Annotated in this window: 14 protein-coding genes and 2 tRNA genes; all 16 read right to left on the reverse strand. The window is 44.4% G+C overall.

The annotated features are described in order from the left end of the window. Nucleotides 1–4 precede the first annotated feature (4 nt). The 16 genes from atpA to AABI20_RS06165 all read right to left on the reverse strand — a co-directional run bounded on the left by atpA (nt 5) and on the right by AABI20_RS06165 (nt 15,843). Entirely contained in the window at nt 5–1,519 is a 1,515-nt protein-coding gene (gene atpA / locus AABI20_RS06090) for a F0F1 ATP synthase subunit alpha (RefSeq protein WP_168778879.1), read from the reverse strand. 12 nt (nt 1,520–1,531) lie between these two features. Then, complete coding sequence (gene atpH, locus AABI20_RS06095; protein WP_288847064.1) at nt 1,532–2,074, reverse strand: ATP synthase F1 subunit delta; 543 nt, start codon at nt 2,072–2,074, stop codon at nt 1,532–1,534. 9 nt (nt 2,075–2,083) lie between these two features. Beyond that, nucleotides 2,084–2,590, reverse strand: coding sequence for a F0F1 ATP synthase subunit B (gene atpF, locus AABI20_RS06100; protein ID WP_421823415.1), 507 nt, complete (start codon nt 2,588–2,590; stop codon nt 2,084–2,086). Nucleotides 2,591–2,614: 24 nt separating this feature from the next. Then, nucleotides 2,615–2,842: an ATP synthase F0 subunit C gene (gene atpE, locus AABI20_RS06105; protein ID WP_047975171.1), complete on the reverse strand. Its 228-nt coding sequence runs from the start codon at nt 2,840–2,842 to the stop codon at nt 2,615–2,617. Between the two features lie 102 nt (nt 2,843–2,944). Then, a complete protein-coding gene (gene atpB, locus AABI20_RS06110) occupies nt 2,945–3,667 on the reverse strand; it encodes a F0F1 ATP synthase subunit A (RefSeq protein ID WP_047975172.1) in 723 nt (240 codons plus the stop codon). 204 nt (nt 3,668–3,871) lie between these two features. Beyond that, nucleotides 3,872–5,155, reverse strand: coding sequence for a solute carrier family 23 protein (locus AABI20_RS06115; RefSeq protein ID WP_338347128.1), 1,284 nt, complete (start codon nt 5,153–5,155; stop codon nt 3,872–3,874). 78 nt (nt 5,156–5,233) lie between these two features. Continuing rightward, nucleotides 5,234–5,947, reverse strand: coding sequence for a 2,3-diphosphoglycerate-dependent phosphoglycerate mutase (gene gpmA / locus AABI20_RS06120; protein ID WP_047975174.1), 714 nt, complete (start codon nt 5,945–5,947; stop codon nt 5,234–5,236). A gap of 128 nt (nt 5,948–6,075) precedes the next feature. Beyond that, nucleotides 6,076–6,276 carry a cold-shock protein gene (locus AABI20_RS06125; RefSeq protein ID WP_047975175.1) on the reverse strand — a complete coding sequence of 67 codons (201 nt, stop codon included), beginning with the start codon at nt 6,274–6,276 and terminating at the stop codon, nt 6,076–6,078. 206 nt (nt 6,277–6,482) lie between these two features. Then, nucleotides 6,483–7,154 carry a DUF4811 domain-containing protein gene (locus AABI20_RS06130; RefSeq protein WP_288847056.1) on the reverse strand — a complete coding sequence of 224 codons (672 nt, stop codon included), beginning with the start codon at nt 7,152–7,154 and terminating at the stop codon, nt 6,483–6,485. 1 nt (nt 7,155) lies between these two features. Beyond that, nucleotides 7,156–8,664: an MDR family MFS transporter gene (locus tag AABI20_RS06135; protein ID WP_338345128.1), complete on the reverse strand. Its 1,509-nt coding sequence runs from the start codon at nt 8,662–8,664 to the stop codon at nt 7,156–7,158. A 145-nt stretch (nt 8,665–8,809) separates the two neighbouring features. Beyond that, nucleotides 8,810–9,514 carry a nucleoside/nucleotide kinase family protein gene (locus tag AABI20_RS06140; RefSeq protein WP_047975178.1) on the reverse strand — a complete coding sequence of 235 codons (705 nt, stop codon included), beginning with the start codon at nt 9,512–9,514 and terminating at the stop codon, nt 8,810–8,812. Nucleotides 9,515–9,516: 2 nt separating this feature from the next. After that, nucleotides 9,517–11,886: an RNA polymerase recycling motor HelD gene (helD, locus tag AABI20_RS06145; protein WP_338347130.1), complete on the reverse strand. Its 2,370-nt coding sequence runs from the start codon at nt 11,884–11,886 to the stop codon at nt 9,517–9,519. A gap of 201 nt (nt 11,887–12,087) precedes the next feature. After that, nucleotides 12,088–13,305, reverse strand: a complete 1,218-nt coding sequence (locus AABI20_RS06150; RefSeq protein WP_047975180.1) for a phosphoglycerate kinase — start codon at nt 13,303–13,305, stop codon at nt 12,088–12,090. Between the two features lie 203 nt (nt 13,306–13,508). After that, nucleotides 13,509–13,580 (reverse strand) — tRNA-Gln (locus AABI20_RS06155). A gap of 29 nt (nt 13,581–13,609) precedes the next feature. After that, nucleotides 13,610–13,692: transfer RNA gene (locus AABI20_RS06160), tRNA-Tyr, on the reverse strand. Nucleotides 13,693–13,956: 264 nt separating this feature from the next. Beyond that, nucleotides 13,957–15,843, reverse strand: a complete 1,887-nt coding sequence (locus AABI20_RS06165) for a M13-type metalloendopeptidase (protein WP_338347132.1) — start codon at nt 15,841–15,843, stop codon at nt 13,957–13,959. Between the last annotated feature and the right edge of the window lie 77 nt (nt 15,844–15,920).

Here is a 15,920-nt window from a genome sequence, read left to right on the forward strand (position 1 = left end):
CCTTTTATTGGTCAACTGAGCCAGCAAAGCCATCCTTAAAGCTCTTCACTGCAGCATCCATCTTAGATTCGTCAGGCAAGGCCTTTGTTGTAACGATTTCGTCCAACAAGTCCTTTTGGCTAGCATCCAAGTATGAAACAAATTCATCTTGGAAGCGTTGCAAATCTTCGATTGCCACGTCATCCAAGAAGCTGTGTGTCAAGGCATACAAGACAAAGACTTGATGCTGAACAGACATTGGCGCGTGCAAAGGTTGCTTCAAGATTTCAACAGTGCGCTTTCCACGACCCAACTTAGCTTGCGTTGCCGCATCCAAGTCAGAACCGAATTGAGCAAAGGATTCCAATTCGCGGAAGGAAGCCAAGTCCAAACGCAAAGTTCCAGAAACCTTTTTCATTGCCTTAATCTGGGCGTCCCCTCCAACACGAGAAACAGATGTTCCGGCATCGATGGCAGGACGAACACCGGCGTAGAATGAGTCGGCATCCAAGAAAATCTGACCATCGGTGATTGAAATCACGTTGGTTGGGATATATGCAGAAACGTCACCACCCTGTGTTTCAATGATTGGCAAAGCAGTCATTGATCCACCACCGAGTTCGTCTGACAACTTGGCTGCACGTTCAAGCAAACGTGAGTGCAAGTAGAAGACATCACCAGGGTAAGCTTCACGTCCAGGCGGACGACGCAAGATCAAAGATATCTCACGGTAGGCCGTTGCTTGCTTTGACAAATCATCAAAGACAATCAAGACGTGCTTGCCGTTGTACATGAATTCTTCACCCATGGCTGCACCGGCATAAGGAGCCAAGTACAACAAAGCGGCAGCTTCAGATGGGCCAGCATTAACAACAATCGTGTAATCCATTGCGCCCATCTTCTTCAAAGTTTCAACCTGTTCACGAACAGTTGAATCCTTTTGACCAATAGCGACATAAACAACAATCATGTCTTGGTCTTTTTGGTTCAAAATTGTATCAATGGCGATTGAAGTCTTTCCAGTCTTACGATCACCAATGATCAATTCACGTTGTCCACGTCCGATTGGAACCAAGGCATCAATGGCCTTAATTCCAGTTTGCAAAGGTTCTGAAACGGACTTACGTTCCATGACACCAGGAGCCTTTACTTCGATTGGTCGTGTCTTCGTTGTTTTCAAGTCGCCTAATCCGTCAATTGGTTGTCCCAATGCGTTGACGACGCGCCCGATAAGTTCTTCACCAACTGGCACTTCCATGATGTGTCCAGTTCGCTTAACTGTATCACCTTGGCGGATACCATCTGAACTACCCAAAACGATAATTCCGACTTCGCTCTCTTCCAAGTTTTGGACCATTCCGAATTCGCCGTTTGTAAATTCGACCAATTCACCAGAAAGGGCATTTGCCAAACCAGTAGCTCGTGCAATTCCATCTCCGATATAGGTAACAGTACCAATTTCTTCTACAGTCAGTTTTGTGTCAAACTTTTCGAGCTGCTGCTTAATTAAAGCAGAAATTTCTTCAGCTTGAATCGCCATGTCTTTTCCTCACTAACCTAGTAACTCTGCCCTCATTTTGGCAATCTTTGACTGCAATGAGCCGTCAATTAACAACGACTTCGATTGCATTACCACGCCCCCAATAATGTCTTGATTGACTTTATAGGTTGCTTGGATTTTCTTTGCGCCACTTTGCTTCTTAAAAGCATTTGACAACCGCTCTTTTTGGTCTTCATCAGCTTCCACCGCTGTGGTGATGGTCACGGCTTGAATGCCCTGACTTTGCTGGTAAAGGTCAAAGAAACGATCAACTACTGCAGGCAAATATGCGAAATGGTGGTGGGCCAAAAGAATTTTAACCAAGTTCACCACTGCATTATCTGCGCCTTGCGTCAGCGCATCAACTAACCCACCTTGGTCAGCATCAGAAATTGTCTGTGCTGTTAACAAAGAAGTTAATTTTGGTTCAGCGACAACCACTGAACGAATGGCTAGCAAGTCTGCACTAATGTTTTCTAAAACATTGTGTTCGTCTGCATAAGCCAAGATTGCTTGGGCGTATTGGTTAACAATTTTTTCTTTTTGCTTGGCCATACGCCCCCCTTACTGCTGGTCTAAGTCTGCCAAATAGGCATCAATCAAAGACCGCTGATCATCAGCAGATAAATTCTTTTGAATCAATTTAGATGCAATCGTTACAGACAAGTCTGCCACATCCTTCTTGGCAGAAGCCAACGCCTCAGTCTTCAACTGATCAGCATCATTTTCAGCTGCTTTACGCAAGCTTAAGGCCTGGTCATTAGCAGTCTTCAAGAGAGCTTCTGACTGGTCCTTAGCTGATTTCTTAGCAGCGCTAATCACTTGACTGGCTTGGTCTTTGCCGTCAGCCAATTCCTGTTCGCGTTGTGCAGCCAACTTGGCTGCATCTTCGTTTGCCTTTTTTGCACTATCCAAATCGTTGTTAATTTTATCTGCACGTGCATCCAATGCCTTCGTTAAAGGACCGTAAGCAACGTGCTTCAAGATGACCATCAGAGTAAGGAAAGCGACGATAATGAAGACCATATCACCTAAAGGCATGGCCTTTGTCATTGATAGTGTTGGAACCATCATTTTTTCCTCCCTCTGGGACTATTACTTGTTGATAAGTGTGAAGGCCATACCCAAAACGATAATTGGTGTGGCTTCAGCCAAGGCCAATCCCAAGAAGGCACGTGACAAAAGCTTGTTAGCCAATTCAGGTTGGCGAGACATTCCAGCTAAGAACTGTGAGTACATCACACCGACCCCGATACCACCACCGATGGCAGATCCCGCAAAGGCAATCCCGGCTGCGATTACGCCTAAGTTGTGTAAATCCATTGTAATTCTCCTTTAATGCTAAAACGCTCCGCGTTTTTTTCTTTCGGTTTGGATGATAACGCTCCCGCGTGTGGCCTAACGCTGTGCTAGACCAAGTCAATCCTATTCATTGCCAGATAACTGAGCCGTAAAGACGGCGGTCAACATGACAAAGACATAGGCTTGAATTCCACCAATTAGTAGTGAGAATCCCTGCCATGCAATTTCCAATGGGAAGGCTAGGATAATCCAGAACCCATTTAGGTGAGTTCCCCAAGCCATGCTTGCGAGCAAATTTAACATCAATTCGCCGGCGAAGATATTTCCAAAGAGCCGCAAAGCAAGGGTCAAGAAGTTCGTAAACTGCTCAACCACATTCAAAGGAAACATCGCAACGTAGGGTTCGAAGAACATGTTCTTCAGATAACCACCCAAACCAAGTGTCTTCACACCTGTTCCATGGGCAAGCATCAACGACATAATCGCCAATGTAAAGGCAAATAATGGGTCAGCTGTTGGCGACTTAACATAAGTAACGCCATTACCCATCTTAACTTGCAACAGCAAGCCCATCTCGTTTGCAACAATCAAAAACAAGAAAAGGGTGAAGGAATAGAGACCGAATTGTCGGGCCAAATTGGCCGGCAACTGGTCGCCTAAGATTCCGCGAACAAAATCTAAGACATACTCAATTGCGTTCTGCCCTCGGCTTGGACGAATACCCACTTTTCGAGTCATCAAAACCGCTACCAAAACCACGATTGACATTGCCAAAAGCGTTGAAATAATCGTCGTCCAGTTAAAGGTTAGACCCAACAAGGTAAAGGTTGATGTTGGTTCATCCATCGATTTTCTCCTTTCTAAAGAACTTATTTTGATGCAAGGCGTTGGGCGCACTCCTCAAAATATATCCCCAATAATACTCGTCAAAGTTCTCAAATACAAGCAACTTTGTTGGAATTTCACAACATTTTTTATTTTGTTTTAATCGTAACCTAATTAAACAACAAAATAAGAAAAGTGTTGATAAGACTCCGTTAAATTAGGACTTTAGCGGTCTGATTTTGCCACCTTAGGTAAAATCAAATTCAGAATGATTCCGAGAACAGTCGCTAATGCGACACCGGAGAAGTCCACTTGTGAACCAAGCGCTAAATGGAAGTTTCCAATTCCAACAACCATCACTGGACCGGCAATCATTAAGTTCCGCTTTTGTCCATAATCAACTTTATTGTCGACAATAACTTGCAAGCCAGCTGCAGCAATTACCCCATACAGCATAAAACCAACACCTCCAGTGACGGCACCAGGGACCGTTCCAATCAAAGCCAACAGCTTACCAATGAAGGCAAATCCAGCAGCTAAGACGGCAGCACCACCAATCACCCAGACAGAGTAAACACGTGAAAGCTGCATCACTCCAATATTTTCACCGTAAGAGGTAACGGCTGGACCGCCAACCAAACCAGCAAAGACAGAAGCTGCTCCATCACCGGCCAATGTCTTATGTAAACCAGGATTGTCAAAGAAATCTTGACCAGTAATTTTAGCAAGAACCAATAAGTGGCCTAAATGCTCCGATAAGGTCACCAAAACTAAGGGGGCCATGGTCAAGACGGCCATTGGATAAAAGTGCCAAGAAAGGCCATTATGGTCGGAAAAGAGAAAGTCAAACTTTGGTAACGCAAACCAGTGGGCGCTTGCAACAGGACTCAGGTCCACTAAGCCAAGTGCTAAAGCCAACAAGTAACCAAAGATAATGCCAATTAACACTGGAATTAGACCCAAAAAGCCACCGAGATACATATTGGCAAAAATCGTGACTAACAACGTTGCGCCAGCAACTAGAAAGACCTTGATATCATAGTGGCCATTAAGTTCCGTCGCTGATTGGGCCGCTGTCGCAGCCAATGAAAGACCAATCACCAAAATCACTGGTCCAACAACTTCTGGTGGGAAAATCTTGTCAATCCAAGCAGAACCAACTCGCCAAACAATCAATGAAATAATCAAGTAAACAATTCCAACTGAAACAACGCCCTGACCAACGGCCGGATAGCCAATGGTTTTCATCATTGAAGCCATTGGGATGATAAAAGCAAAAGAAGATCCCATATAAGCGGGAACCTTACCTTTAGTTGTTAGCAAGTGAATTAATGTTCCAACACCTGATGAAAAAAGGGCGACACCAGGATTTAAACCAACCAAAAGCGGCACTAAAATCGTCGCCCCAAACATTGAAAACAAGTGTTGTAGTGACAACCCAATTAATTGAAAAAACGGAGGCCGTTCATGTAAGTCGTAAATCGGCTGCCTTTGCTGTTTTTCTTCCATATTTTTTACCTTTATCTAAAAAATCCTAATAAAAAGCCCACCGGGGAATACTCTTCCCAGACAGGCTTTTTGTTGACTTTATGCGCCCAATGTCTTCTTTGACTTGATTGACAAATCATCTGCCAAGTCATAAACGATTGGTTGGCCGTTAGCAATTTCAAGGTTCAAGATGTCATCATCTGAAATCTTTTCCAAGTGCTTAGCCAAGGCACGCAATGAGTTACCGTGAGCTGCAATCACAACGTTCTTGCCTTCTTCCAAGTCCTTCTTGATCTTGGCTTCGTAGAATGGCAATACTCGTTCCAAAGTAACCTTCAAGTTTTCACCTAATGGCAATTCTCCGAAAGGAACATCAGCATAACGGGCGTCAAAGGCAGGATAAGTCTTACCCTGAACTTCAACTGTTTCTTCATAGTTTTCAAGCAATGGAGGCAAAACATCGTATGAACGACGCCAGATGTGCACTTGATCGTCGCCCCACTTTTCAGCGGCTTCTGCCTTGTTTTGTCCTTGCAAAGCGCCATAGTGACGTTCGTTCAAACGCCATGACTTTTCTTCTGGGACGTACAATTGGCCAGCTTCTTCCAATGCGTAGTGCAAAGTCGTGATAGCACGTGTCAAAACAGAAGTATAAGCTTGGTCAAAAACCAACCCTTCTTCCTTCAAGAGTGCTCCAGCTTGCTTAGCTTGGTCAATTCCCTTGTCAGACAACTTGGTGTCAATCCAACCGTTAAAGAGGTTTAATGCGTTCCATTCACTTTGACCGTGACGGATCAAAACTAATTTTGCCATTTCCATGCTCCTTTGATTATTACAATAAGATTCCATGCTATTATACAACATTTGTTCTTTGAATTGAATTTATTCCAAAGAAAAAACCCGGGAAAAATCTCCCGAGTTTTTAGACAAAGACTAAGTAATTAGTCCTTGTTGATGTTAACAGCTTGCAAACCGCGGTCTGAGTTTTCAACATCGAAAGTTACGGCTTGGCCGTCTTCCAAAGTCTTGAATCCGTCGCCTTGGATTGCTGAGAAGTGTGCAAACACATCTTCGCCTGATTCGCGTGTGATGAAGCCGTAGCCCTTTTCGCTGTTAAACCACTTTACAGTGCCTTTTTCCATGATTGTTTCTCCTTGGGTCATCCCAAAATTGTAGTTGTAATTAAGAATTGTTGGTATGACGCCTTCCGAAAAAAACAAATCAAAATCAAAACCTAAATTACACTGTTACTGTAACATAGAAATCAAGACTAAGCAATATTTTTCACTTAATTTAGGTGGAATCATACTAGTTTAATTAAAAAGTACAGTTTCCTTTTAACTAATTTTTAATGATTATTAGCTAAGAGATTTTGATAATAAGAAACAGCAGTTTGCGCTGCCCCATCCGGATCGGTTTGGGATTGTGACTTAACCTGTTGGAACCATTGAATAAAGTCCGCTTGGTTAGCCATTCCCGAAACAATGCTCTTCAATCGTTCTCCATCTTGTGATGAGAGTGCCAACCATGTTGGTGGTACTTGGTAAGTTACCTGACGTGACTTCAAGTCATGGTTATTACCCGAGATGGCAAACATAAACTTATAGAAGCCGTTGCGGTAAACATAGTTCTTAGAAGTTGTCACCTTAAAGGCTTGATTTCCTTGAACATTTTGGATAGCCGTCTTAGTCTTCAAATCAGGCTTGGCCACCGTTGGCGTTGTACTTGTCGAAGTGTCTCGGTAAATAAAGACCTTTTCATTACCAGAAGTGCCCACTTGTTGGTAGGACAAAACGCCATAGATATTTTGACCCTGAACAGAATAAATTTGCTGCTTGGTCGTCGTTGTTTGCACCTTCATCCCAAAATGATCATGCATATTGACAATGATTAAAACAACTGAAGTAATCACGATTAGAAAAGAAACAGCAACAGCAACAATCCGCTTTCTCATATCCTGAATCATCATCAGTGAGACAAAAGCTAAGATAACAAAAATAAATAGAATAAAGATAATCATCTTAGTTCTCCTTTCCTGCTGCTGATTTTGGCTCAACCTTACCCTTATGCATCAAAAATGACAGCGCAAAGGCTAGCAAAGCAAAGCAAGCGGCCAAGAGGAAGGACGCATGGAAACCGTCCAAGCTGGCCTGTAAGGCCTTTGAGCCATAGGCAATCGGATCGGCCGTCTTCAAAGAATCGCTTGGCAAGTTACTATTAATTTGTGACTGCATCACGGAAGCAAGAATTGCTGTTCCCAATGAGGCCGCAATCTGACGAGCCGTGTTGTTAACCGCAGTTCCCTGCGCCGTTTGATTGAGGTGCAAAGCCCCCATAGCAGATGACGTTAATGGCATCATCGTAATCCCGACACCCATCATTCGAACCATGTACAAGGCCGTGATATAAATCGTTGGTGTTGTTTCAGTCAAGAATTGGAACGGAATCGTTCCCAGCAAAATCATGGCAAAACCAAAGGCTGCCAAGCGTTTTGCTCCGTAAAGATCATAGAAATAGCCAGCAATTGGTGACATGACCCCAATCATCAAAGCACCAGGCAAGAGTGTCAGACCTGAATTTAAGGCTGACAAGCCACGAACCTGTTGCATATAGATTGGCAAGACCATTTCAACACCAATCATGGCGATAAAGGTCAAGGCAACCAAGGCTGACGTCAAAGCAAATTGCTTATTTTTAAAGACAGAAACGTCCAAAAATGGCTTTTCCATGTGAAGTTGGTGACGCACGAACTCAGCAATCACTAAGACCCCAACAATCATTGGTGCCAAAACCCAAGTAAAGTTTGTCCATGAATAGTTTGAAACCATGGCTGATCCAAACAAAACCAAACCGAAACCAACAGTCGATTCAATCAATGAACGGATATCCAAACTAACCTTACGCGTTTCCAAAACATTACGGAAGTAAATGACTGACAAAACTAAGACAATCACAGCCAGTGGCAAGACCATACCGAAGATTGACCGCCAGTCACCACCAACAGTCATCCCCAAGACATCATGCTTTGAATCCAAAATCCAACCAGTCAATGTTGGGCCGATAGCTGGAGCCATTCCAATCACCAAACCAACCATTCCCAATGCCTTACCACGGGACTTGGCATCAAAAAGTGTTAGCGCCACAACCTGCATCAATGGCATCACGATTCCAGCGGCAATCGCCTGCAATGCACGAGCGACCATTAACAACCAAAAGGCATTCGTTGGCGTCACGTAAGCCACTGCCGTACCAATCGTATAGACCACCAAAGCAGATAGATACAGATACTTCGTTGGAATTCTCGTCGTCAAAAAGGCGGAAACGGGCACCATAATACCGTTGACCATCAAAAAGATAGTTGTCAGCCATTGAACCGTCGCCGTATCGACATTAAAGGCAGTCATCAGGGTTGGCAAAGCTGTTCCCAATGACGTCTGCATGATAATAATGATAAAAGATCCAATCATCAACAGGGCCATCATGGCCGCGCGATTAATCGGCTTTCCATTCATGTCAGTATTTTCTGCCATGTTTTTCCTCCATTTGTTGTGCAAATAAAATTTGTTGCCTATGGATACTTTAACCCATAATTTGTTATTTTTCTAATATTCTAAACCCAAGCAACAATCTTACCAATGGAAATGGCCCCTGTCAAATTTCCGAACATTCGGTCTTCTAGTTCTGTGATCGAGAACCCATCGTTAAAGAAACAGGATGATGGTAGCGATCAAGCTGTAAAATCAGGTCGGCATCCGCCCGTGTTTTTTGGATATAGCGATCATAATTGACCTGATTTGTCTGCTCCCAAACGGATAAGGCAAGGTCGTAAAAGTCCTTAATCGCCATGTCCTTATACTGGTAACGCCAAGACTGCGGCTGGCTGCTTGCCTTCACCGTTGCCAAGAAGTTACGTTCCAAGTACCAGTCCTTAATATCGTTGATATCCGCTTCGACAAAAACCGTTTGATCAAGGTTTTCTGCCGGTAACTGGAGGGCAACGACACCCTCAATAATTAAGATGTCCGGTCGACTAATTTCTTGCTTTTCACCCGGCACAATATCGGCCCAAGTTTGTGAATAGCGGTTAATGACCTGACTTTTCATGCCAGCCTTAAAATTTTCAATCAACTGGACTAAATCCTGCAAATAATAACTTTGCGGGAAACCCTTTTGATCAAAAATCCCCTCATCTTTTAAGACTTGGTTGGTTTTCAAAAAGTCATCTGTGGAAATGACGGTGGCCACCAGCCCCTTTTTTTGCAGACCCTGAGCCAATTCCGCTGCCAAAGTCGATTTACCAACAGCAACTGATCCGGTCATTCCAACCGTTAAAAAAGACCCATGATGGGCCTCATAAATTTTTTCAACTAAATTTGTCATGCTTACTCCTCCACTGTGGCGTAAAGGGCCTTTGGTACTGTAGCAATCAATGGTGACACCTGACCCTGACCAATCATCGTTAGACGGTGCATTGCGCGAGAGGCGACCGTATAAAGCAAGCGCTGCTGGTCTTCCTTTTCGTAGTGAGCAGCATCCGCCTGCCAAATGATCACCGCATCAAACTCCAAGCCCTTGGCCAGGTACGATGGAATAATCACGGCACCTGGCGCCAAGCGCTGATTTTCCGAGTGAATCAACGTTACCTTCGTGTCAGACAGCTGCTGAGCCAATTCTCTTGCAGCATCCAGTGTTTGAGTGATAATCGCCGTTTTTTCACCATCAGCCGCGTTTTCGGCCAGTTGTTCCTTGACCAAGTCAACAGCCTGATCAGTCGTTTTGGCCATCTTCAAGACGGGCAATTCACCCTCACGGTTAAAGGCTTCAATGGCCTTTCCATTGGCCAACAATTCCTTGGAAAAATTCGTGATTTGTTCCGTTGACCGGTAGGTCTGAGTTAAATCAATCAATTCCACCTTAGCGGGATCGAAGAGTGAGGCAAAGTCTTCTTCAAGGCTGTTTGCCCAGTCTTGTGTGAAAATGGCCTGGTTTAAGTCACCCAAAACGGTAAATTTAGCATTTGGGAAGGAGAACTTCAAGAAGGCCAGCTGGAATGGCGTATAGTCCTGAATTTCATCGATAAAGAGGTAGCGAATATCGCGTTGACCATGCTTACCAGTAATTAAGTCATACAAATACAGGTAAATCGTTGTGTTTGCCAACGTTAATTCGTGCTTCTTTAAGTTTGCTACGACTTCGTTCAGATATGACTGCCATTCGTCTTCTGTTACGCCAAAATCAGCTAAGGACAAGAACTTTGGCAAGGCCTTTAAGAAGTCAACAAACTGCGTGTTGATGTTGATAAAGCCAGAGCGACGAATCTTCTTGGCCAAGGGGCGCAAAGCCTGTGTCGTAATCTTCTTGGCGAGGAAATTTCTTTCCTGCTTATCTGATTTAAACTCGCGCTCCTGCGGACCGGCACCAAGTTGGTGACGACGAGTCATTGCTGCGGCGTCGCCTTCCTGGTCATCCCCCAAACGGGTAGCACCAGCGCCAACCAATTCGTCATATTCTTCCTTAGAGAGGTTTTCAATGGCTAATTCGACCCAGTCCTGCTTCATCTGGTGACTGACTTGGGCTCGCAGTGACCGCAACAAGGAATCCTGAGTAGCTTCCAAGCGCTGTGACAACTTGTAATTGCTATTATATTGATAGTAGATTTCTAAGATTTTTTCCTTGGAAATCAGTGGTTCGCCACGGAAGTTCAAGCTACGAGCAGCCAGTCCCTTTTCATTGAGAGATTCCGCGTAGGCTTTTGTTGCTTCAAACATTTGCAAAGATCCAAGCATCCGCTCAATCTTTTCGTGTTCCACTGATTTTTCAAACCGTTCTGCCAAGGTCTGAACTGAGAACCGAGGCAGGCGCCGGGAAGCGTATTGGAAGAAGGTCAACTGAACCAGGTTCTGTTCCCCTAATTCGGGCAAAACTTGGTCAACATAGTCGTTGAACAACTGGTTAGGCGAGAACATCACCACCTGGCCAGAATTCAACTTACCGCGATAACGGTAAAGCAAGTAAGCCACTCGTTGCATAATGGCGGCCGTCTTTCCAGAACCGGCTGCCCCCTGTACGAAGAGCAAATCAGCATCCGTATTTCGGATGATTTTGTTTTGTTCCTTTTGAATCGTCGTGACAATCGACTTCATCTTAGTGGAAGACTCACCGGACAAGGCGTTTAAGAGCATGGCATCCCCGATGGCCTCTTCGGTATCAAAGAGAGTCACAATGACCCCATTTTCAATTTCAAACTGACGCTTCAAAGAAACATCAGCTTTTTGTGGGCCGACTGGCGTCAAGTATTCGACATCACCCAAGCCACCATCATAGTAGATGGAGGCAACCGGGGTCCGCCAATCATAAATGTAGAAACGACCATTATCATCGGAATAAGAAGCTAAACCAATATAGATTGACTCAGGCTCTTGATTCTCCTCACTGGGATCAGTAAAGTCGATGCGAGCAAAATATGGCTTAACAATTTGCTTCGATAAGGTCTGATAGCGGACTTCAGCCCGTGACTGGGCTGCTTCACGCTCTGCAATGGCTTGTTGCTGTTGACGGACGGACATGGCCGTTTCAACAATGCCAGAATAGGTACTGGTTTTGACCCGGACATCGTCCCAGGCGCTGGCGACGTCTGCCAGTGACCCTTTGGATTTTTTAATCTCCTCTTTGGTACTTTCCAGGGAATCGGTAATCTTTCCCAGGGTTTGGTCTAAATAGGCTTGTTCATTGACTAATTGCTCTTTTGACACGGTGCACCTCTCGAAAATAAGTTGTTGTCATTATACGCTAATTTCTTCTATTTATAAAGAGTATAAATAACAAACAAATTCAAACTTTTTGTTCGTTTTCTCTCCCACGATTAGCTTCTATTTTAACAGACTTATTAGGAAGAATTCGGATTTTATGTATAAAAAAACCAAGCACAAAATGGCTTGGTTTCAAATCATTTTTTACTTGTCAGTCAATGACTGGATACCTGGCAAAGTCTTACCTTCCAAGTATTCCAAAGATGCGCCACCACCAGTTGAGATGTGTGACAATTGGTCAGCAACACCCAAAGCTTGAACGGCAGCAGTTGAGTCACCACCACCAACGATGGTTGTACCACCATTCTTGGTTACATCAACCAAGGCGTTTCCGATTGCCAAAGTTCCCTTGGCAAAGTTTTCCATTTCAAAGACACCCATTGGGCCGTTCCATACGACCGTCTTGGCATTTGACAAAACCTTCTTGAACAAGTCAATTGACTTAGGACCAATGTCCAAGCCCATGTAACCGTCAGGGATACCAGCGTCTGAATCAACAGTCACTGTCTTAGCATCGTTGGCAAAGTTGTCAGCAGCAACGGCATCGATTGGCAAAACCAACTTGTCCCCTGCTTCTTCCATCAATTCCTTAGCCAAGTCAACCTTGTCGGCTTCAAACAATGACTTTCCAATCTTGTTGCCCTTGGCAGCATCGAAAGTATAAGCCATTCCACCACCGATGATAACCTTGTCGGCCTTCTTCAACAATGATTGAACAACTTCAATCTTGTCAGAAACCTTAGCACCACCAATGATGGCAACGAATGGACGCTTTGGTGTATCAACAGCGTCACCCAAGAACTTGATTTCCTTTTCCATCAAGAAGCCGGCTGCAGCTTGGTCAACGTTTGAAGCGATTCCAACGTTTGAAGCATGGGCACGGTGAGCAGTTCCAAAGGCATCGTTGATGAACATATCATCACCAAGTGAAGCCCAATACTTACCCAATTCAGGGTCGTTCTTTGATTCAAGCTTAACTTGCTCACCGTCATGAACATCTTCATAACGAGTGTTTTGGACCATCAATACTTGACCGTCCTTCAAATCAGCAATCGCTTGTTCCAATTGAGCACCACGTGTTTCAGGAACAAAAATAACTTCTTGTCCAAGCAATTCGCCCAAGCGCTTTGCTACTGGTTCAAGTGACAAACCTGGCTTGTCTTCTTCTGACTTGATTCGACCCAAGTGTGAGAACAAGATTGCACGGCCGTTTTCGGCGATAACGTGCTTGATTGTTGGTAATGCGGCTACGATTCGGTTATCGTTACCAATTACACCATCTTTGATAGGGACATTAAAGTCCACACGCATCAAAACCTTCTTGCCGCTCACGGCCAAGTCAGTTACTGCTAATTTTGCCATAATTGCCTCCAAATATTCTTTGTTTAAACAAGACCAATTATAAAGCAAAAAGCTGTAAATGTCTTGGGGTCTCATAGAATTTTATTGTCGAAAGACGTCAAAAAATAACGGTTCTAAATCAGATGCTCACCAAAACTGATTTTTTAAGAAAATCAGAAAAAAGGCGACAAAAAAACCGGCTCATCACTGAACCGGCGTCTTAGTTGCCCCTGCTGGGATCGAACCAGCGCATGGAGGTACCAAAAACCTCTGCCTTACCACTTGGCCAAGGGGCAATGCTTCTATTTTGCCTGAAGCGAGGCAATGGGAGCGGTAGGATTCGAACCTACGAACCCGAAGGAACGGAGTTACAGTCCGTCGCGTTTAGCCAGACTTCGCTACACTCCCATTTGCTAAACAACTATTCTATAATAACAAGAATTATTGCAGGTGGCAAGTCTTTTTTCTATTTTTTTGATTATTTTTAGGCGATTATTCCAAAAAACAACGCAATTTCGCCGTTAATGCAAAACAAAAAGAAAAAGCCAATTACAAGAATTTACCCACACGAATGTTTCGTGGCCAGATCTGTAACTAACTTTTTCTATTTTTTCGAACAAGGTGAACAGCCTTCACCCCGCTTTATTTAATTGAGGAAAAAACCTAAACGTATTACCAAATTTGAATGCGCTTTTCAGGATCCAACCACATGCCATCCCCTGCCTGAATGCCATAAGTTTGGTGGAAATCATCAAAGTTTGGCAAGATAACGTTTGTTCGCAACTTCGCTGGTGCATGGACATCAATCTTCGCTAACATGGCAAGGTAAGCCGGTGCTGCCTTTTGCCGCCACAATGTGGCAAAGTTTTCAAAGAAGGCTTTTGCATCAAAGTCCTTTTGTTCCTTAGCGGCTGCCAAAGCGGCGGAAACTCCACCCAAATCAGCAACGTTTTCAGAAACAGTCAAGTGACCATTAATCTTAGCCCCGGCTGAATCCTGACCATCAAAAGCAGCAACAACCGCTTGGGTCTTCTGTTCGAAGTGTTCGAAGTCTTCCTTTGTCCACCACTCCTTCAAGTTTCCATGTTCATCGTAACGGGCGCCGTTAGTGTCAAAGGCGTGGGTAATTTCGTGGGCAATGACGGTCCCAATCCCACCAAAGTTTTGGCTGGATGATTGATGGTAATCGTAAAATGGCGCTTGCAAAATAGCAGCTGGAAAGACAATTTGATTGAATTCAGGTGAATAATAGGCGTTCACCAGGTCCCCTGGCATTTCCCAGCGACTCGTATCTGGTGCCTGTCCCCACTGACTAAAGTGATCAGCCACCGCGGCCTTAGAAAAGTCTTCCACGTTTTCCAAAAGCGACTTGTGAACATCGACTTTTCGCTTCTCCAAGTAGGCAGGAATCTGATCCGGGTAACCAACCTTAACTTGCAAGGCAGCTAACTTCACCTTTGCCTTTTCACGCGTCGCAGCCGACAACCACTTTTGTTGGTCAAAGCGGCCTTCATATACGCCAATCAAATCCTGGACCATCTTCTCGACATCTTTTTTAGCAGCCTCACCAAAATAAGTTTGACCGTACCAACGACCAACGATTTGGGCAAAGAATGCTCGAGCCTGGCGGAAGGCAGCCTTGTCTGCATCCACCGCTTCCTTGGCACCAGACAACTTTCGGCCAAAGACACCGGCATCGATTCGGCTTTGGTTCCCCAATAATTTGACAATATCAAGCATATTTTGAACAATTGACCAAGACTTGATCAAATCAAAATTCTTTTCTTGATAAATAGCGTTCGCCTTATCAAAGAATGCCCCATCAAAGATGATCACCTTTTCAGGCTTTTGTCCTAGTACCTTTTCAATCACCGCAGCAATTCGATAGTCGGTGAATTGTTCTGTCAAATCAGCCAAGGCCGTTGGATGGTAATTCTTCCAGTAATCCGACAACGTTTCACGAGAACTCTCACTATCCGCCAAAATTTGGTCAAACGCCAAAGTCTCATCAACTAATTTTTGCGCCTCTTTTTCTGCAAAACCAAACCGTTGCAAGAGCCCAGCAACCATTGTTGACCAAGTTCTCAACAGATCCTTTTTGCTGTCTTCGTCCTGATAACTGGTTGTATCAGGCAAAATCAGCCCCGGATTGGCCAACCACAATTCGTTACGAGCCGTATTCTTTGAATCCGGACTAACCGTCAATGCCAGTGGTGTCGTATAAGAATCCAAAATCAATTGGCCTTCGGCTGCTTGGAAGTCATCCCAGTTTTCAATTTTGAGCAACGGTTGCAAGAATTGCTGTACTTGAGCCGCCTCATCTTGGCCGCGACGGTCCCAGTCCTTGGTCAACTGGTGGAGGGCAACAAACTGGTCCAAAGCGGCGACTGCCTTTTGACCGGCTTCAATTTCTTTGACCGTGGCCCGTTCCAAATCTTCAATCTTATCCGCCAAGTCATAAAAACCACCGGTGACGGGCTTATCGGCCGGAATTTCGGCCCGATTGAGCCACTCCTGGTTGACCGCCTGATAAAAATCATCTTGATACTTTGCTACCATGTGCGCCTCCTAATAATTGTCAATTTCGTTATTCATCATTATCCACTAGACCACTTCTAAAAAGCAAATTTCTTCAT

Source organism: Fructobacillus cardui (genome assembly GCF_963580785.1).
Taxonomy (GTDB): domain Bacteria; phylum Bacillota; class Bacilli; order Lactobacillales; family Lactobacillaceae; genus Fructobacillus; species Fructobacillus cardui.